This is a genomic window from Planctomonas psychrotolerans (genome assembly GCF_008642235.1).
Lineage (GTDB): Bacteria > Actinomycetota > Actinomycetes > Actinomycetales > Microbacteriaceae > Planctomonas > Planctomonas psychrotolerans.
Window position 1 is genome coordinate 99,251 of the sequence record NZ_SJEV01000001.1, and the last position, 18,043, is coordinate 117,293.

The following is an 18,043-nucleotide window of genomic DNA, read 5'->3' on the forward strand; positions in this document are numbered from 1 at the left end:
GCGCCTCGCGCTTCACGATACGGCAGGCGGATGGGTCGGGGATCAGCGCGGAGCGCGATCCGCCAACCCGCGCTGGATCAGGTCGGTCATGCGGGCGTCGCCGTCACGCACTCCCACGGATGCCGCACCGGCGGCCATGCGCTCGAGCCTCTGCTCGTCGCCGAGGAGCGGCACCAGCTCCCGCTCGACCCAGCTCGGGGTGAACGCCGCGTCTTCGACGAGTATTCCGCCGTCCGCCGCCAGCACGCTCACCGCGTTGTACCGCTGCTCGCCGTTGCCGACCGGGTACGGCACGTAGGCCGCGGGGATGCCGAGAGCGGTCAGCTCGCTGAGGGTCGCGGCTCCGGCGCGGGAGACGGCGAAGTCGGCCGCCGCGAAGGCGAGGTCCATGCGATCGCAGTAGCGGAGCATCGCGTAGTGCTCGAGCACCGGCGGCTCGAACTCCTGCTTGCCGCCCACGATGTGCAGTACCTGGAATCCCGCTGCGACCACGGCGGCGGCGCTGGTGCCGACGGTGCCGTTGAGACGACGGGCGCCGGTGGACCCCCCGGTCACGAGCAGGGTGCGGCGCTCAGGGCTCAGACCGAAGAACGCGAGGGCCTCCGCCCGCATGGCCTCCCGATCCAGCCGGGTGATCTCGGAACGGAGCGGCATGCCGACGACGGTGGCGCGGCGCAACGGCGTGTTCGGGAACGCGACGCCGACGTGCGGGGTGATCCGGGCGCCGAGGCGGTTCGCGAGGCCGGGCTTGGCGTTCGCCTCGTGCAGCATGAGCGGGGTGCGCGTGGATCGGGCGGCGAGATAGGCCGGCGCGGCGGCGTAGCCGCCGAAGCCGACTACGGCGTCGACGTTCCGGTCGCGGAGGATGCCGGCGATGGTGGCCACGGTGCGCCGGAAGTCCGGTGCGAATCGCGCTGCGGCCCGGTTGGCCCGGCGTGGGAACGGGAGTCGGGGAATGGTCAGCAGTTCGTAGCCGCGGTCGGGCACGAGGCGGGCCTCGAGCCCTTCCCGCGTGCCGAGGACGAGCACCGTCGACTCGGGTTCCCGGGATCGGATGCAGTCCGCCACCGCGAGGAGTGGATTGACGTGACCGGCGGTGCCGCCCCCCGCGAGGAGGTAGACCGTCATCGGGCGAGGCCCGCGCCGATGGGCGTCACGTCGGGGAGCTCCCCCGTCGGGGGCTTACGGGCGATGCCGAGCACCATCCCGAGCGCGACCAGCGTGGTGATGAGCGCGGACCCGCCCGAGGACATGAGCGGCAGGGGCACGCCGAGCACGGGCAGGAGCCGCAGCACGACGGCGATGTTGACGAAGGCCTGCGCGATGATCCACACCATCACCGCACCGGTGAGGATGCGCGAGAACGAGTCGGTGGTGGAGCGGATGATGCGGATGAACGCCACGGCCATCACGACGAAGAGCAGGAGAACGACGATCGCGCCGATCATGCCGAGCTCCTCGCCGATGATCGCGAAGATGTAGTCGTTGTCGGCGGCCGGCAGCCAGGACCACTTCGCCTTGGAGTTGCCGAGTCCCACGCCGAACACGCCGCCGGCGGCGAGGGCGTACATGCCGTGGGTGGGCTGCCAGCAGTCCGAGGCGTAGTCGCAGGTGCCCTGAATGAAGTTCATCACGCGAGACGATCGGCTGGCGCTCGTCATCGTCATGACGACGGAGCCGAGGGCCCCCAACGCGATGAGCGTGCCGAGGATGCGCAGGGGGACGCCGGCGAAGAACATGGCGCCGATCACGATGGCGGCCATGATGAGCACGGTACCGAGGTCCTGTCCGAGCATGACGAGGAGGATCGCGCCGCCGGCCACCGGGCCGGCCGGGATGATGACGTGCGGCCACGAGTTCAGCAGATGCCGCTTGCGGGAGAGGATGTACGCGAGCCACACCACGAGGGCGACCTTGACGGCCTCGGCCGGCTGGGCCGTGAATCCGCCGATCCGGATCCACCCGCGGTTCTCACCGACGGAGTATCCGAGCGGGGAGAAGACCAGCAGCTGCAGCACGCTCGCACCGACGATGAGCACCCACGCCCAGCGCTTCCAGAACTGCGGCGACATCCGCGAGACCACGAGCATCAGCGGGACCCCGATGAACACGTACAGCGCCTGCCGCAGGAAGGCGCCGAAGAAGCCCTGGTTGTCGTTGAACGAGTCGATGGTGGAGGCCGAGAGCACCATGACGAGCCCGAACGACACGAGGAAGAGCACGGTGCCGAGCAGGAGGAAGTAGTTGCCCGATTCGGCCGCGAAGGCCGAACCGAGCGAGATCCTGGTGGCCCGTGCGCGGTCGGTGCCGGGGCGGCCGTCGCTTTCCTCGGAGCCGGGGACGGGATGCGCCACGGGGCGAGCGGTCAAGGGCCTCCTGCCGCTCACCGCGAGCACCGGCCGGGCGGTCGAGGGTCGGGAGGTCGGGGTCGGTCCGGGATTCTGTCGGGCGGCCGCGGGTCGCGCGGTCGTCGATCCGGTGGGCCGGGGCGGGGTGCGCGGAGCCTGTGCCACTCGGTTACCTCCCGTAGAACTCGTGTACCGCCGCCTGGAATCGCCTGCCGCGATCGGAGTAGTCCGTGAACTGGTCCATGGATGCGGCCGCGGGCGCAAGCAGAACGGTGTCCCCCGCAATCGCGACCCCCGCGGCCCGTTCCACAACGGCTGGCATGACCTGTCCAGTGTCACCCGCCTGAACTTCGAAGACGGGCAGCTCCGGCGCGTGTCGCGCGAATGCCCGCAGCACGTCCGCCCGCTCCACGCCGATGACCACCGCCGCGCGCAACCGCGACGCGTGGCGCTGCACGAGCTCGTCGAGCTCCACTCCCTTGAGCAGCCCGCCGACGACCCAGACCACGGACGGGTACGCGCGCAGCGACGCGTCGGCCGCGTGCGGGTTGGTCGCTTTCGAGTCGTCGACCCAGTGCACGTCGGCGTGCGAGGCGACGGGCTCGATGCGGTGGCGGTCGAGCCGGAAACTGCCGAGGGCGGCATGGATGCTCGCCGCGGGCACCCCGATGGCACGGGCGAGGGCGCTGGCCGCGAGCACGTTCGCCACGATGTGCGGCGCCCCGAGGCCGACTGCGGCGAGCTCGGCGACGGTGCTGAGCTCGAGGGCGGTGGTGTGGCGGTCCTCGCCGAACGCACGGTCGCAGAGGATCCCGTCCACGATCCCGAAGTCGCTCGGGCCCGGACTGTCGAGGCCGAAGCCGATCGCGCGGGCGCCCTCGGTGACCTCGGCGTCCTCGACGAGTCGCTCCGTCACGGGATCGGCCCGGTTGTACACGCAGGCGACCCGGGTGTTGGCGTAGACCTTGCCCTTGGCGGCGATGTAGGCGTCGAGGGACCCGTGCCACTCCAGGTGATCCTCGGCGATGTTGAGGCAGACGCTCGAATGCGGGGTGAGTGTGTCGGGGAGGTAGTGCAGCTGATGGCTCGACAGCTCCACCACGAGCACGTCGAACGGCTCGGGGGCGACGATGGCGTCGAGCACCGGCACACCGATGTTGCCCACCGCGGCAGCGCGGAGACCGGCCGAGCGGAGCAGGTGCTCGGTGAGCTGCACGGTGGTGGTCTTGCCGTTCGTACCGGTGACCGTGAGCCACTCGGCGGGGGTGCCCAGGCGGTCGCGCAGGCGCCACGCCAGCTCGATGTCGCCCCAGATCGGAATGCCCGCGTCCGCCACCCAGCCGAGCAGCGGATGCGTCGGCGCGAAGCCGGGCGACACGATGACGAGCTCCGGTCCGAAGTCCGCCAGGGCGGCGCTGCCCGCTTCGGCGAGTGTCGGGCGCGGGACGCCCGGCGCCGCGGGCAGTTCGTCGGCCGCGACGTAGGGCACGCCGATCGCCCGCAGCAGCGACGCCTGCGCCTCGGGCGCGCTCTCGGTCACGACGAGCGCCGACACACCGAGGTCGACCAGCGTGTCGGCGACCGCGAACCCGGTGCGACCGAGTCCGAGCACCGCGACGCGGAGTCCCGCCCACCGCGCGTGCCAGCTCGTCAGGGCGGCCAGGTCGTCGTGGGGAATCAGCGTGAGATCCATTCGAGGTAGAAGGTGCCGACGCCCGCGGCGACGAGCAGTCCGGCGATGATCCAGAAGCGCACCACCACCGTGATCTCCGCCCACCCCTTGAGTTCGAAGTGGTGGTGCAGCGGGCTCATCAGGAAGATGCGTTTGCCGCGCGTGAGCTTGAAGTAGATCCGCTGCACGATCACGGATCCGGCGACGATCACGAAGATGCCACCGATGAAGACGAGGAGCAGTTCGGTGCGGCTGAGCACGGCGAGAGCGGCGAGGGCGCCGCCGAGGCCGAGCGAGCCGGTGTCGCCCATGAAGATCTGAGCGGGCGAGGTGTTCCACCAGAGGAAGCCGATCAGCGATCCGACGATGGCGGCGGAGATGACGGCGAGGTCGAGGGGGTTGCTCACCTCGTAGCACTTGTACGCCACGTCGGCGGAGAGCTGCGACGAGGAGCAGGACTGGTTGAACTGCCAGAAGCCGATGATCACGTACGAGCCGATGGCCAGGATCGACGATCCTGCGGCGAGGCCGTCGAGGCCGTCGGCCACGTTCACGCCGTTCGACGCGCTGGCGACGATGAGGGCGATCCAGATCACGAAGAGACCGATGCCGAGAATGGGCCCGAGGGTGAGGAAGTCGAGCGGGAGGTCCCGGATGAAGGAGATCGAGGTCGAGGCGGGACTCAACCCCGTCCTCGGATCGACGATCGAGATGGCGAGGAGCGCGAACACCACCGCCACGAGGAGCTGACCGGCGATCTTCTGCCAGCCGCCGAGGCCGAGGCTCTGCTGCTTGCGCGTCTTCAGGAAGTCGTCGAGGAACCCGACGGACCCGAGGCCCACCATCATCAGGATGACGAGCAGCCCGGACGGCGTGATCTCGTCCGGATCGTTCACCAGGTGACCGAGGAAGTAGCCGAGAGTGGCACCGAGGATGATGACGAGCCCGCCCATGGTGGGCGTTCCGCGCTTGGTGTGGTGCGCCTGCGGTCCGTCGTCGCGGATGAACTGGCCCCACTCCAGGTGCTTGAACAACCGGATGAACAGGGGTGTCATCAGCAGGGTGAACGCCATCGAGAACGCGCCGGCGAAAAGGAGGGCTACCACGCGAACAATTCTCCCAGTCGGTCGCCGAGGAACCGCAGGCTCGCCGAGTTCGACGACTTCACGAGCACGAGGTCGCCGGGTCGGAGGGAGTCCTTGAGGGTGTCGTAGGCCTCGTCCGGGGTCTCCACGAACACGGACTCGCCGTCCCACGATCCCTGGGCGATCGCCTGGAGGTGCAGGCGACGGGCGGGCCGCCCGACGACCACGAGCTGGTTGATGTTGAGCCGGACCGCGAGTTCGCCGATGCGGTCGTGCTCCTCTCCGGCGAATTCGCCGAGCTCGCTCATCTCGCCGAGCACCGCGACGGTGCGCTGGTCGGGCGTGGCGATCTGCGCGAGGGTGCGGAGCGCCGCCGCCATGGAGTCGGGGCTGGCGTTGTAGGCGTCGTTGATGACCGTGACACCGTTGCCGCCGAGCAGTTCCATCCGCCAGCGCTCGGCACGCTCCACGGACTCGAGCGCGGCGACGATCGTGTCGAGCGGGATGTCGAGGGCATCCGCGGCGGCCGCGGCAGCGAGGGCGTTGGTCACGTGGTGCTCCCCCAGCACGCGGAAGGCGACGCGGGCGGATCGGTCGCCGGGGAGGTGCAGCGTGAAGGCCGTGCCGCGTGCGGAGGCGTCGATGTCGGTGGCGCGCACGGCGGAGTCCGGCCCGGTGCCGAAGAACACCACCCGGGCGTCGGTCTTGTCGGCCATCGAGGCGACGCGGGGGTCGTCGAGGTTCAGCACGGCAGTGTCGGCCGGCTCCAGATCGGCGACCATCTCCGTCTTGGTGCGGAGGGTGGTCTCGATGCCGCCGAACTCGCCGGCGTGCGCGAGGCCGACGGTCAGCACGATGCCGACGTCCGGCTTGGCCATCCGCACGAGCCGCCGGATCTCGCCGGGGGCGCTCGCGCCCATCTCCGCGACGAGGTAGCGGGTCTCCGGCGTCAGCTTGAGCATGGTGAGCGGGGCGCCCACCTCGTTGTTGAAGGAGGCGATCGGCGCGACCGTCTCGCCCACGAGGGAGAAGATCGAGCGCAGCAGGTTCTTGGTGGTGGTCTTCCCGTTCGAGCCGGTCACGGCGACGATCGTGAGCGTGCCGCCCGCTCGCACCCGCGACACGACCTCGGTGGCCAGCGCGCCGAGCGCGTCGACGACGTCGGGCACCACGATTTGCGGCACGTCCAGCTCGAGCTCGCGCTCGACGAGGAGCAGGGCGGCACCGTTGGCAACCGCCGCCGGGGCGAAGAGATGTCCGTCGGTGGTCTCGCCGGGCTTGGCCACGAAGATGCCGCCCGCGGCGATCTCGCGGGAATCCGTCTCCACCGCACCGCCGACCACGGTGTCGGGCGTCGCTCCGGCATGCAGCAGGAGACGACCACCAACTGCGGCCTCGATCTCGGACAGTCGAAGTTCGAGCATTCCTCTACTCCCAGCCGGCTTCGCGCAGCGCCTCGCGCGCGTCGTTTCGCGCGGAGTACGGAATCTTCACGCCCGCGACCTCGTGATAGTCCTCGTGCCCCGGTCCCGCGACCAGGATGGTGTCGCCCTCGCGCGCGAGCGACACCGCGGTGCGCACGGCCTGGCTCGGGTCGGCGATCTCGTGCACCTCGCGGTCGGGCACCGCGGCTCGTGCGGCGGCGACCAGCACCGCGCGGATCTCGGCCGGGTCCTCGAATCGGGGGTGGTAGTCGGTCACGATCACCACATCCGCGTTGTGCGCCGCGATCTCGCCCATGTCCACGCGCTTGGTGGTGTCGCGGTCGCCGTCGGCGCCGAACACCATGAAGATGCGGCCGGGCGTGAACTTGCGGATGGCGAGGAGCGTCTGCAGGAACGCGTCGGGCGTGTGACCGTAGTCCACGTAGAAGGTGGGCCCGGACGAGCCGGACACGCGCTCCGCGCGTCCCGGGATGAAGGCGTCGATGCCGCCGTCCCGATCGAGCACGTGGGCGATGGCGCCGATGTCGAACCCGGACTCGACGAGCATGACGATGGCCAACGCGGCGTTCGCCGCCATGAACCAGCCGAGCACGGGCACGCGGGTGACGAGGCTGCGCCCGTCCGGGCCCGACAGCTCGAACTCGGTGTACTCGGCCTCCTCTGCGAGCACGCGCACGGTCCAGTCGGCGGCCGTTCCCGGCGTCGCCGAAACGGTGACCACGGGGATGCGGGACTCGGCGACGATGCGCTCGCCCCACTCGGAGTCGAGCGATACGACGCCGCGGCGGGCCCGGTCGGGATCGAACAGGGCGAGCTTCGCCCGGAAGTACTCCTCCATGTCGGCGTAGTCGTCGAGGTGGTCGTGGCTCAGGTTGATGAACCCGGCCACGTCGAACACGAGGCCGTCGACGCGGTGGCGGCTGAGGGCCTGCGCGGACACCTCGATGGACACGGCGCGCACCTCCGCCTCGCGCATGCGGGCGAGCAGTCCGTGCAGTTCGCTGGCCTCCGGGGTGGTGAGCCGCGAGGCGATGCTGACGGCCCCGATGCGGCGCTCCGCCGTCGAGGTGAGACCGGTCACCACGCCGAGCTGGCGCAGGATGCCGTCGAGGAGGTACACCACGCTGGTCTTGCCGTTGGTGCCGGTGACGGCGAACATCGTCGGCGCGTGGTCGCCCGTGCGGTAGATCCACGCCGACACGTCGCCGAGCGCGGCACGGGGATCGGCGGTGAGGAGCACGGGGAGCCCGCTCGAGGCGGCGAGCTCGGCGCCCTCCGGGTCGGTGAGCACCGCGACGGCTCCCGAGTCCCGGGCGGCGTCCGCGAAGCTCGCGCCGTGCGCGAACCTGCCCTTCACGCCGACGTACAGGTCGCCGGGCGCGATGTCGGTGGACGAGAGCGAGACACCGCTCACCTCGACATCGTCGATCGAGCCGACGTGGTCCAGTGCGAAGTCGGATGCGAGTCCGGAAAGCGACCGCGCGATGGGATGCTCGGGCCGGAGAGCCTGGGGAGCCTGGGCGCTCATGGCCTCACTCTCAGTAGGTCGTCGGAAGGTTGGGTGACGGCACGCTGGAGGGCGGGACTCGATAGGTCTTCAGCACCTGGGACATGATCTTCTGAAACACCGGGGCTGCCGCAGCCGACGATTTCATCGTAGTGGGGTTGGCGAGACTGATCGTCACGACGTACTCCGGGTCCTCCGCGGGAGCGACGCCGGCCATCGACACGAGGTAGTTCGAGCCGTACGCGCCGCTGCCGTCCGACACCTGGGCCGTGCCCGACTTGGCCGCGACCCGGTAGCCCGGGATGACGAGGGTGTCGCCGAAGTGACCGTCGGTGACCACGGTCTCCATCATGTGCACGGTCTCGTCGGCCGCACGGGCGGAGATCACCTGGCGGGGCTCTCCGGTGGGCTGGCTGATCCACTCGCCGTCGGCGGTGCGGCACCCCTCCACCAGTTGCACCGGCATGCGCACGCCGTCGTTGCCGAGCGTCTGGTAGATGCTCGACACCTGGGCCGCCGTGGTGGCGAGACCCTGACCGAACATGGTCGCGTACTTCGTCTGCACGTCCATCGACGTGTGGTCGGGGACGATCCCGGGTTCCTCGCCGGCGAAGCCGACCTCGGTACGCTGCCCCACACCTAAATCGGTGATGAGATCGAACCGGTCGGCGGTGGGCATCCGCTCGCCGAGGATGGAGATGCCGGTGTTCGAGGACTCGGCGAGCACGCCGGCGAGGGTGAGCGGCAGGTCGGGGTGGCCGAAGCTGTCGCGCAGGCTCGCGCCGTCCTTCGTGAAGCGATAGGGCGCGAGCACGTGCGTTCCCGCGTTCGCGAGCCCGGCGTCCACGAGCGCCGCGGCGGTGACCGACTTGAAGGTCGACCCCGGCTCGTACGGCGAGTTGAAGACCCGGGAACCGCGGTACTGCTCCTCGGTCAGGTTGACGTCGTTGGGGTCGACGGAGGGATAGTCCGCCACGGCCAGGAGCTTGCCGGTCTTGACCTCCTGCACGGTGGCGACGCCCCAGGGCGCGCCCACGGCCTGCGCCTGCTCGGCCACCGCCTGCTGCGTGAACCACTGCAGGTCGCGGTCGATGGTGAGCACGAGTTCGTTGCCGTCCTCCGCCTGCTTCTCGGTGACGGTGCTGCCCGGGATCCGGACGCCGTCCGCGCCCTTCTCGTACGTCTCGGAGCCGTTGGTGGCCTGCAGGCAGTCGTTCTCGGTGTATTCGAGCCCGGCCTGCGGGGCGCCGTCGGAACCGACGAAGCCCACGAGGTTGCCCGCCACCTGACCGTTGGGGTAGGTGCGGCTCTGCACCGCTTCGAAGTAGATGCCCGGGATGCCCAGTTGCACGAGGGCCCGGTAGGCCTCGGTGTCGATTCCACGGGCCAGGTACGCGTGATTGGAGTCGGGGTCGGCGGCGAGCTTGTCGGCGATGATCCGCTGCACCTCGCCGGCCGTCTGCCCGGTCTCCGCGGCGATCTCGGCGGCGGCCTCCGGCCAGGTGACGTCGGTCTCCACCGCGACGCCGGACGCGGTCGTGCTGTAGCGGGTGAAGTCCCGCACATCCCTCGGCGATGCGGTGACGTCGTAGCGCAGCACGCTGTCGGCGAGCGTCACGCCGTCCGAGTCGACGATGTTGCCGCGCACGCCGAACGTGAGGTTCGGGATGGACCGCTTGTCGAGCGCATCCGCGTTGATCTCATCGGCCTGCACGACCTGGATGTCGACGAGCTTCACGACGAAGATCCCGAGGACTATGGCGATGGTCAGCATGGCGAAGGCGATTCGCCGCCGGTGGGATCGAGTCGACACTCGTTGGCCTTCCGTTGGGTACTGCTGGATCGTACGTGCCGATCGGTCGTCAGCGGGTGATTGGCGTGGGGAGTCCCGATTCCGGTACGCCATCGGCGTCCGTCGCTGCGGCACCGGACCCCATTCCCGTCACCGGGATGCCGTCGGCACCGGTCACCGGGGGGGTCGACGCGGCCGTGTCGTCCGTCGCGGACTGCTCCGCCGCGGACCCCGCCGCGGCGACGGCGACACCGGAGAGCAGCACGTTGCCGACGAGGGGCGCGGCTCCCGCATCCGCGGTCGCCGCGACCGGCGCACCGAGCACGGCGCGGTCGGAGAGCCGCAGGTACACCGGGGCGGCGTTGCTGACCATGCCGAGAGCCTGGGCGTTCGCGGCGAGGTTCTGCGGCGACGACAGTCGCTCGAGGTCCTCGGTGAGCACCTGCTGCGTGCGGCTCAGCTCGCGCTGCTGCTGCTGGAGGCCCTGGATGGCGTACGCACCGTCGGAGAGGCCGATGCTGAGGAGCAGCTGCGACATCAGCACGGCGAAGAGTGCACCGACGATGAGCAACGCGTAGACGGTGCGCGGCCGGGCCTTCCGCTGATCGCGCGTGGACACGATCTCGATGTGCCTGCGGGCCTGCTCGCGGACGGCATCGGTACGGGAACCGATCCACCCCGTGCGGGGAACCGCGTGTGCAACGTTTCCGCTCATGCGGCACGTCCTCTCAGTCGTTCTGCCGCGCGCAGCCGGACCGGCGTCGCGCGAGGATTGGTGGCTTTCTCTTCGTCGGTCGCCAGTTCGGCGCCGCGCACGAGGAGGCGGAATTCGGGGGCGTGCTCGGGGAGCTCGACCGGGAGGCCGGCGGGGGCCGACGACGACGATCGGGTCGCGAGTTCGCGCTTCACGATCCGGTCCTCGAGCGACTGATAGGCCAGCACGACGATGCGGCCGCCCACGGCGAGTCGGTCGAGCGCGGTCGGGATCGCGCCCTCGAGAGCGGAGAGCTCGCCGTTGACCTCGATCCGCAGCGCCTGGAACACGCGCTTGGCCGGGTGGCCGGCCCGCGACAGCGCGGCGGGCGTCGCGGCCTGCAGCAGCTCGACGAGCTGCGCGGAGGTGGTGAGCGGTTCCCGGGTGCGCGCCTCGACGATCCGCCTGGCGTAGCGGTTCGCGAGCTTCTCCTCGCCGTAGGCGAAGAAGATACGGCGGAGGTCGGCCTCGCTGTACTCGGCGAGCACGCGCTCCGCCGTGAGCTCGGCGGTGCCGTCCATGCGCATGTCGAGCGGTGCGTCCTTCGAGTAGGAGAATCCGCGCTCCACCCGATCGAGCTGCAGCGACGAGACCCCGAGGTCGAACAGGATGCCGTCGACGGTCGGCATGCCGAGGTCGTCGAGAGCGTCACCGATCTCGTCGTACACGGCGTGGACGAGACGAACGCGATCGCGGAACGACGAGAGGCGCTCCCCCGCGATGGCGAGCGCCTCCTCGTCACGATCGATGCCCACGAGGGTGAGTTCGGGCAGCGCGGTCAGGAACGCCTCCGCGTGACCCGCCATGCCGAGCGTCGCGTCGACCAGCACCGCGCCCGGGCGGGCGAGGGCGGGTTCGAGCAGTTCGATGCATCGGGGAAGCAGGACCGGGGTGTGGATGCGATCGAGTGCCATAACGAGGAGGAACCGGTGATCCTGAGGTCTGATCCCCATCCATTCCGACCTGACACCGGGGAAGTGCGTCAGGGCGAGAAACGGCTGGGAGTCAGGCCCAAGGAGCTAGAAGAGTCCCGGGATCACCTCCTCGGCGGTATCGGCGAAGGCGGCTTCGTTCTCGGCCAGGTAGCTGTTCCACGCTTCGGCGTCCCAGATCTCGGCGCGACTTCCGGCGCCGATGACGGTGAGTTCGCGATCGAGACCGGCGTAGGAGCGGAGCGCCGCGGGAATGGTGACCCGGTGCTGCTTGTCCGGGGTCTCGGCGTGAGCGCCGGAGAGGAACACCCGCATGTAGTCGCGGGCCTGCTTGCTCGTGACCGGCGCCTGCCGCATCCGCTCGTGCAGTTCCTCGAACTCGCGCGTGCTGAAGACGTAGATGCACCGGTCCTGGCCGCGCGTGAGGACGACACCACCCTCGAGCTCGTCCCGGAACTTGGCCGGGAGGATGAGGCGACCTTTGTCGTCGAGCTTGGGGGCGTACGTGCCGAGAAACATGGCGCTCCCCCTTCATGCCGGCCGCGGATGGTGTGTTCCTCCACTTTACTCCACTACGCCCCACACACCTACGACATCGCGTCCGTTGCGCCACCTTTTGGGGGCGCTTTCCCCAGAAGATGCAGGGGTGGAGGACGGTGGAGGGAAAGACGCCGAAGGGAGGGTGCGGCTATGCGGTGCACCTGCGGATGCGCGGTACGGGTGCCCGCGAACGCACGGGCGCACGAAAAAGGGCCGACCCGAAGGTCGACCCGAAAGTTCGCGCGAATCGCGGTGTGGGGAGAAGTGGAGGAGCTAGTCCTGACCGCCCTGTCGCTTCTCCCAACGGTCGTTGAGTCTCGTCATGAAGTCACCACCGGAGGAGGTGGTGCGCGGACGGATGGGCGAGGCTCGGCCCGGTGTCGACGGAGTCGCTCCGGTACGCCCCGCCTTGCCCGGCGACACCGCGAGCAGCACGCCCGCGAGCATGATCGCGAACCCGAGGACGCCGATGAGCGGCATCTTCACGATGACGCCGGTCGCCAGGGCGGCGATGCCCAGGACGAAGACCAGAACGCCAACCACGAGGGAGGTGTAGTTCGGCTTTCCCCGGCGACCGCTGACGGTCGCGACGAAGTCGGCATCGTTGTGGTAGAGACTGCGTTCCATCTCTTCGAGAAGGCGCTGCTCTTGCTCAGATAGCGGCATCTTGTCCCCCTCAGGCTCGGGCTCGACGCTAAGAATGTGTAAGGCTTCGATTCTAGTGTGCAGCCCGTGGCTAGGCTAGGCGGGTGTTGGAAAGTAGACCCTTCGTGAGCCTCGTGCAGAGCCGGTTGGATGACTTCCTCGACACCCGCGACGCGACACTGCGCCACATCGGACCTGATCTGGCCCCTTTCCTCCAGTTTTCTAGGGACTTCCTGAGAGGCGGCAAGAGGTTCCGGGCGTCGTTCTGCCACTGGGGCTGGCGGGCCGTCGTCGACGCCCCGGGATCGGGCGCCGACGCGTGGCGGGCACTGCCCTCGGCCGGGTCGATGATCGGGATGGCGGGCGCACTCGAGGTCTTTCACGCGGCGGCACTCGTGCACGACGACATCATCGATTCCTCCGACACCCGCCGCGGCTCCCCCGCGGCACACCGTCGATTCGAGAGCGAGCACCGGGGGGCGGGCTGGGTCGGCGACGCCGAGGCGTTCGGCGAGGCTGCCGCCATCCTGCTCGGCGACCTGCTGCTGGCCTGGAGCGACGAGCTCGTCGGCGATGCCCTCGCCGGACTCGACGCCCAGGCCGCATCCGCCGCCCGGGACGAGTTCAACCGCATGCGCACCGAGGTCACCCTGGGCCAGTACCTCGACGTCGCGGAGGAGCGGGCCTGGCCCACCGTGCCGGAGTCGGACACGCTGACCCGGGCACGTCGAGTGATCGTGCACAAGTCGGCGAGATACAGCGTCGAGGCTCCGCTCGTCATCGGCGCTCGGCTGGGAGGAGCACGGGAGGAGCAGGTGGAGTCGCTCCGGGCCTTCGGTCTCCCCCTCGGCATCGCCTACCAGCTCCGCGACGATCTCCTCGGAGTGTTCGGCGATGCGGCCGTGACCGGTAAGCCGAGCGGGGACGATCTCCGCGAGGGCAAGCGCACCGTGCTCATCGCTGCCGCCCGGGGCCGGCTCGCACGGGATGATCGCGAGGAACTCGACCGGCTCCTCGGGGATCCCACCCTCGACATCGAGGCGATCTCCCGCCTGCAGGACCGGATCGTCCGAAGCGGTGCCGTGGCGGAGGTCGAGGACATGATCGACGCGCACGTGAGCGAGGCACTGGACGTGCTGAACCGCGCACCGCTGTCGGCGCCGGCCGTGGATGAGCTGACGCGGCTCGCCGACTCGGTCACCCGTCGGACGTCCTGACGACCCGTTCTCCCCGAACCGTCCGCGTTCGCGAGCGATAGCCCGGAGCGGCCGGGGGCTGCCTGCTCAGAACGATCGCGAGGACGCGCTCAGAATGCGAGCGCCTGCGCGACCCGGCGAACCTCGGTCTTGCGCCCGGAGCGCAGCGCGTCGATCGGCGCCACACCGAGGCTCTCCTCCGGCGTCAGCATCCAGCGCATCGCCTCGTCATCGCTGAACCCGTCGTCGGCGAGCAGCACCAGGGTGCCGCGCAGCTCGCGGAGCGGTTCGTCGTCGCGCAGGAAGTCGGCGGGGACTTTGAGCACCCCGTCGATGCGCACGGCGAGCAACTGCCGGTCCTCGAAGAGGCGTCGGACCCGGCCCGCACTCACGCCGAGCATGTCCACGAGGTCGGGAACGGTGAGCCACGAACGGTCGGAATAGATATCGGTCACGATCCAAGCGTGCCACGGACGTCCCGGTGAGCCCAATATCCCGGGCGCTACCCAGATCGGGGTACAAATCACACCAGTAACATCCGAAACAGTAGAGTACGTAGCACTCCTTCTGTATAAGTGTTAACGAAACGTAACTATCGCCGGAGTAGACGGGGACGCCATGACCGACACCACCAAACGCACCATCGAGGGTGAGCGCAGTTCCGCTCTGCCCGACATGGGGAAGATCACGCCGAAGGGCAAGGGTCGACTGGGCCGCAGCATGCTGGGCACCATGCCGATCGTGCTGGCGGGATCCCTGGCGTTGTCGCTCGGCATTGCCTCTCCCGCGGAGGCCTCGACGCCGAAGAAGCCCCTGAAGTCGAAGAGCGGCCCCGCGATCGCCCCGGTGAAACCCACCGCTGCGCCGGTCGCCGCGCCGACCGTGGTCGCTCCGGCCGCCGCGCCGCAGCAGTACCGGGTCGTCTCCGGTGACACCATCAGCAGCATCGCGGGCCGCTTCGGCCTGTCGACCGCGTCGGTGCTCGCCCAGAACGGGCTCGGCTGGCGTTCGCTGATCTTCCCCGGCCAGGTGCTCACCCTCGGCCCCGGCGCTGCCGTGGCTGCACCCGCTGCGACCCCCGCGGCGGTCGCGGCACCCGTCGCATCTTCCGGAACGCACACCGTCGTCTCCGGCGAGACGGTGAGCAGGATCGCGCAGAAGTACGGTGTGGGCACCGCGGCCATGCTCGCCGCCAACGGCCTCGGCATGCGGAGCGTCATCTACCCCGGTCTGTCCCTCGTCGTTCCGGGGCGCACCGTTCCCGCGGCCGTGGTCAGCACCCCGATTCCGGCTCGCGCTCCGGTCGCGGCCGTCGGAGGCAGCCACACCATCCAGAGCGGTGACACGCTCACGAGCATCGCCCGGCGACACGGCGTCACAGTGCAGGACATCCTGAACGCCAATGGGCTCAACTGGTCGAGCATCATCTACGCGGGCCGCACCCTGGTCATCCCGGGTGCGAGCGCGGCTGCCCCGGCGGCCGCTCCCGCAGCCGCGCCGGCCGTGCGCAACGGCGTCGTGCCGCTGACCGCGGAAATGGCCGGGCACGCGTCGACCATCATCTCGGTCGGACGAAGCCTCGGCGTCAGCGACTACGGCATCGTGATCGCCCTGGCCACCGCGGCGCAGGAGTCCTCACTGCGCAACATCGCCTGGGGCGACCGGGACTCGCTCGGCCTGTTCCAGCAGCGATCGTCTCAGGGCTGGGGACCGCGCGAGCGGTTGCTCGACCCCGCGGCCAGCACCCGTGCGTTCTTCGGCGGCCCGAGCAACCCCAACAAGGGACTTACCCGCGGCCTCCTCGACATCCGCGGCTGGCAGACCATGACCGTGTCGCAGGCCGCTCAGGCCGTGCAGATCTCCGGGCACCCCGCCGCGTATGCCAAGTGGGAGGCGTCGGCCTGGGGCTGGCTCGACCAGCTGGGATGACCCGTCGTCGGGTCGGCGACGGATCGGTCCCCGCGGTGTTTCGGCCGGATCGTGAAGAGGCTCGAACCTAGAATCGACGAGTGACTACCAGCCAGACCGACCCGATGATCGGCCGTCTCCTCGACGGCCGATACCAGGTGCGCTCCCGCATTGCGCGCGGCGGCATGGCGACGGTGTACGTGGCCACGGATCTGCGTCTCGAGCGACGCGTGGCGATCAAGGTGATGCACGGTCACCTCGCCGATGACACGGTCTTCACCGAGCGGTTCATTCAGGAGGCGCGGTCCGCTGCACGCCTCGCGCATCCGAACGTGGTCAACGTCTTCGACCAGGGTCAGGACGCCGACAGCGCCTATCTGGTGATGGAGTACCTGCAGGGCATGACGCTGCGGGATCTTCTGCAGGAGTACACGACGCTCACTCCCGAGCAGACGATGGACATCATGGAGGCCGTGCTCTCCGGTCTTGCCGCCGCGCACAAGGCCGGCATCGTGCATCGCGACCTCAAGCCGGAGAACGTGCTGCTCGCCGACGACGGCCGCATCAAGATCGGCGACTTCGGCCTCGCCCGGGCGGTGAGCGCCAACACCGCCACCGGACAGGCGCTTCTCGGCACCATCGCCTACCTCTCCCCCGAACTCGTCACCCGCGGCATCGCCGACACCCGGAGCGACATCTACGCGGTCGGCATCATGATGTACGAGATGCTGGCCGGCGCCCAGCCGTTCACCGGCGACCAGCCGATGCAGATCGCCTACCAGCACGCCAACGACACGGTGCCTCCGCCGAGCTCGGCGAATCCGTCGGTGCCGGTGGAGCTCGACGACCTCGTGCTGTGGGCGACGGCCCGGGACCCGGACCAGCGGCCGAGGGACGCGGGCGCGATGCTCGACCAGCTCTTCGAAGCGCAGACGCTGATGGAGTCGAACGGCTTCCGACCCGCGGGTCCGCAGCGCACCATGGTGCTGCCGCCCGCCCTCGGTCCGGAGGTCGGCACCACCGCCGAGACCCAGGTGATCGGGGCGACGGGATCCGCCGTTCCCTATTCACCGCCCGGTGCGGTCGAGGAGCACGGACGGGATGCCCGCGACGATGAGCCGCAGCTTCCCGCACGGGCGTCCGCACTCGCCACCAAGACGCGATCCCGACGGCGCAGGGGCTTCTGGCTCTTCGCGATGGTGGTGATGCTCGCGGCAGCAGCTGCGGGCACCGGCTGGTACTTCAGCTCCGGTCCCGGTGCCGCGATAGCCGTGCCCGATGTGGCGAACCTCGACGCCGCGACGGCGCAGGCGCAACTCGAACAGACCGGCTTCGTGGTCACCGTGGAGAACACCACCGATCCCGTCGTGGCGAGCGGATCGGCCATCGGCACCGACCCTCCGGCGGGCAGCGGACTGCACAGCGGTGAGGGCATCGATCTGATCGTGTCGAGCGGCCCGCGGATGGTGCCCGTCGGTGACTACCAGGACCGCCCCGAGGACGAGGTGCGGGAGCAGTTCGCCGACTTCGATGTGCTCGGGGACACCGTTGCACAGTTCAGCGACGTGGCGGAGGGCAATGTGATCGTCGCCCTCGACGATGCGGGTGCCGCGCTCGGCGAGACCTATGCCGAACGGCGCCCGGTGCAGCTCGTGGTGTCGGCTGGGCCGATCCCCGACGTGGTGGGACAGCCGGTCGGCGTAGCGACCGCGAACCTCGACGCGGTGGGGCTCGTGGGCGAGCCCGGCGATGAGGAGTTCAGCGAGACGATCACCGCCGGATCGGTGACCGCCGTCACACCTACGACCGACCCGGTTCGGGTGGGCGACGCGGTCACCCTCACCGTGTCGAAGGGTCCCGACCTCGTGGAGGTGCCCGCCGTCATCGGCCTGACCCGCGACGACGCGAAGGCCGCCCTCGCCGAGTTCGGTTTCGTCGTCCGGTACTCCGCGTTCTGGGATGCACTGCCGAACCCGCTGACCGAGGTCGTGTCGGCGAGCCCCGACCCCGGATCGATGCAGCGGCGCGGGTCGACGATCAACCTGGCGATCACCGCCTCCGGCTGACCCAACCACCCCTGCACCTCGCACGCGACCGCGGCTTCCTCAGCGACGTGAAGGGGCGGGGGTGTCGCGGGGTTCGGGGTTCGGGGTTCGGTGTTCGGTGTTCGGTGTTCGGTGGGCATCGTCGGGCGGAGCCCCGAGGCATCCCCGCCCCCG

15 protein-coding genes are annotated in these 18,043 nt (G+C 69.8%); 3 read left to right on the forward strand and 12 right to left on the reverse strand.

The genetic code is table 11. The annotated features are described in order from the left end of the window. Nucleotides 1-42 precede the first annotated feature (42 nt). From EY822_RS00420 to EY822_RS00470, 11 genes are all read right to left on the reverse strand, one after another. Nucleotides 43-1,128 carry a UDP-N-acetylglucosamine--N-acetylmuramyl-(pentapeptide) pyrophosphoryl-undecaprenol N-acetylglucosamine transferase gene (locus EY822_RS00420; protein WP_150306467.1) on the reverse strand — a complete coding sequence of 362 codons (1,086 nt, stop codon included), beginning with the start codon at nucleotides 1,126-1,128 and terminating at the stop codon, nucleotides 43-45. After that, nucleotides 1,125-2,369 carry a putative lipid II flippase FtsW gene (gene ftsW, locus EY822_RS00425; RefSeq protein WP_227496897.1) on the reverse strand — a complete coding sequence of 415 codons (1,245 nt, stop codon included), beginning with the start codon at nucleotides 2,367-2,369 and terminating at the stop codon, nucleotides 1,125-1,127. The genes EY822_RS00420 and ftsW overlap by 4 nt, the downstream gene beginning before the upstream one ends. A 148-nt stretch (nucleotides 2,370-2,517) precedes the next feature. Further along, a complete protein-coding gene (gene murD / locus EY822_RS00430; RefSeq protein WP_150306468.1) occupies nucleotides 2,518-4,041 on the reverse strand; it encodes a UDP-N-acetylmuramoyl-L-alanine--D-glutamate ligase in 1,524 nt (507 codons plus the stop codon). Then, nucleotides 4,026-5,126 carry a phospho-N-acetylmuramoyl-pentapeptide-transferase gene (mraY, locus tag EY822_RS00435; RefSeq protein WP_150306469.1) on the reverse strand — a complete coding sequence of 367 codons (1,101 nt, stop codon included), beginning with the start codon at nucleotides 5,124-5,126 and terminating at the stop codon, nucleotides 4,026-4,028. Before mraY ends, murD begins: the two co-directional genes overlap by 16 nt. Next, nucleotides 5,120-6,529, reverse strand: a complete 1,410-nt coding sequence (locus tag EY822_RS00440; RefSeq protein WP_150306470.1) for a UDP-N-acetylmuramoyl-tripeptide--D-alanyl-D-alanine ligase — start codon at nucleotides 6,527-6,529, stop codon at nucleotides 5,120-5,122. Before EY822_RS00440 ends, mraY begins: the two co-directional genes overlap by 7 nt. A 4-nt stretch (nucleotides 6,530-6,533) precedes the next feature. Then, the gene (locus EY822_RS00445) at nucleotides 6,534-8,078 is read right to left on the reverse strand and encodes a Mur ligase family protein (RefSeq protein ID WP_150306471.1); all 1,545 of its coding nucleotides are present in this window, start codon (nucleotides 8,076-8,078) and stop codon (nucleotides 6,534-6,536) included. Nucleotides 8,079-8,088: 10 nt separating this feature from the next. Continuing rightward, complete coding sequence (locus tag EY822_RS00450; RefSeq protein WP_150306472.1) at nucleotides 8,089-9,870, reverse strand: peptidoglycan D,D-transpeptidase FtsI family protein; 1,782 nt, start codon at nucleotides 9,868-9,870, stop codon at nucleotides 8,089-8,091. Nucleotides 9,871-9,919: 49 nt separating this feature from the next. Next, nucleotides 9,920-10,564, reverse strand: coding sequence for a hypothetical protein (locus tag EY822_RS00455; RefSeq protein ID WP_150306473.1), 645 nt, complete (start codon nucleotides 10,562-10,564; stop codon nucleotides 9,920-9,922). After that, nucleotides 10,561-11,517 (reverse strand): 16S rRNA (cytosine(1402)-N(4))-methyltransferase RsmH, encoded by a 957-nt coding sequence (rsmH, locus tag EY822_RS00460; RefSeq protein ID WP_150306474.1) that lies wholly within the window; start codon nucleotides 11,515-11,517, stop codon nucleotides 10,561-10,563. Before rsmH ends, EY822_RS00455 begins: the two co-directional genes overlap by 4 nt. Nucleotides 11,518-11,622: 105 nt before the next feature. Further along, a complete protein-coding gene (gene mraZ, locus EY822_RS00465) occupies nucleotides 11,623-12,054 on the reverse strand; it encodes a division/cell wall cluster transcriptional repressor MraZ (protein WP_150306475.1) in 432 nt (143 codons plus the stop codon). Between the two features lie 294 nt (nucleotides 12,055-12,348). Further along, nucleotides 12,349-12,741: a DUF3040 domain-containing protein gene (locus EY822_RS00470; RefSeq protein ID WP_150306476.1), complete on the reverse strand. Its 393-nt coding sequence runs from the start codon at nucleotides 12,739-12,741 to the stop codon at nucleotides 12,349-12,351. A gap of 83 nt (nucleotides 12,742-12,824) precedes the next feature. On the opposite strand from EY822_RS00470, the gene EY822_RS00475 reads away from it, so the two are divergent. Then, nucleotides 12,825-13,937, forward strand: a complete 1,113-nt coding sequence (locus EY822_RS00475; RefSeq protein ID WP_150306477.1) for a polyprenyl synthetase family protein — start codon at nucleotides 12,825-12,827, stop codon at nucleotides 13,935-13,937. Between the two features lie 89 nt (nucleotides 13,938-14,026). Here the strand turns inward: EY822_RS00475 and EY822_RS00480 are convergent, their stop codons facing one another. Beyond that, nucleotides 14,027-14,374: an Rv2175c family DNA-binding protein gene (locus EY822_RS00480; RefSeq protein WP_406610288.1), complete on the reverse strand. Its 348-nt coding sequence runs from the start codon at nucleotides 14,372-14,374 to the stop codon at nucleotides 14,027-14,029. A gap of 274 nt (nucleotides 14,375-14,648) precedes the next feature. Between EY822_RS00480 and EY822_RS00485 the strand changes: the two genes are divergently transcribed. Both EY822_RS00485 and pknB read left to right on the forward strand, forming a co-directional pair. Continuing rightward, nucleotides 14,649-15,845 carry a LysM peptidoglycan-binding domain-containing protein gene (locus EY822_RS00485; RefSeq protein ID WP_454824029.1) on the forward strand — a complete coding sequence of 399 codons (1,197 nt, stop codon included), beginning with the start codon at nucleotides 14,649-14,651 and terminating at the stop codon, nucleotides 15,843-15,845. 80 nt (nucleotides 15,846-15,925) lie between these two features. After that, nucleotides 15,926-17,890, forward strand: coding sequence for a Stk1 family PASTA domain-containing Ser/Thr kinase (gene pknB, locus EY822_RS00490; protein ID WP_150306478.1), 1,965 nt, complete (start codon nucleotides 15,926-15,928; stop codon nucleotides 17,888-17,890). Nucleotides 17,891-18,043 lie beyond the last annotated feature (153 nt).

Excerpts from the sequence above, each read along its gene's own strand:
- EY822_RS00440 (WP_150306470.1), bottom strand. The coding sequence starts at position 6,529 with ATGCTCGAACTTCGACTGTCCGAGATCGAGGCCGCAGTTGGTGGTCGT.
- EY822_RS00455 (WP_150306473.1), bottom strand. The coding sequence starts at position 10,564 with ATGAGCGGAAACGTTGCACACGCGGTTCCCCGCACGGGGTGGATCGGT.
- mraZ (WP_150306475.1), bottom strand. The coding sequence starts at position 12,054 with ATGTTTCTCGGCACGTACGCCCCCAAGCTCGACGACAAAGGTCGCCTC.
- EY822_RS00485 (WP_454824029.1), top strand. The coding sequence starts at position 14,649 with ATGCCGATCGTGCTGGCGGGATCCCTGGCGTTGTCGCTCGGCATTGCC.
- EY822_RS00445 (WP_150306471.1), bottom strand. The coding sequence starts at position 8,078 with ATGAGCGCCCAGGCTCCCCAGGCTCTCCGGCCCGAGCATCCCATCGCG.
- murD (WP_150306468.1), bottom strand. The coding sequence starts at position 4,041 with ATGGATCTCACGCTGATTCCCCACGACGACCTGGCCGCCCTGACGAGC.
- EY822_RS00420 (WP_150306467.1), bottom strand. The coding sequence starts at position 1,128 with ATGACGGTCTACCTCCTCGCGGGGGGCGGCACCGCCGGTCACGTCAAT.
- rsmH (WP_150306474.1), bottom strand. The coding sequence starts at position 11,517 with ATGGCACTCGATCGCATCCACACCCCGGTCCTGCTTCCCCGATGCATC.
- EY822_RS00470 (WP_150306476.1), bottom strand. The coding sequence starts at position 12,741 with ATGCCGCTATCTGAGCAAGAGCAGCGCCTTCTCGAAGAGATGGAACGC.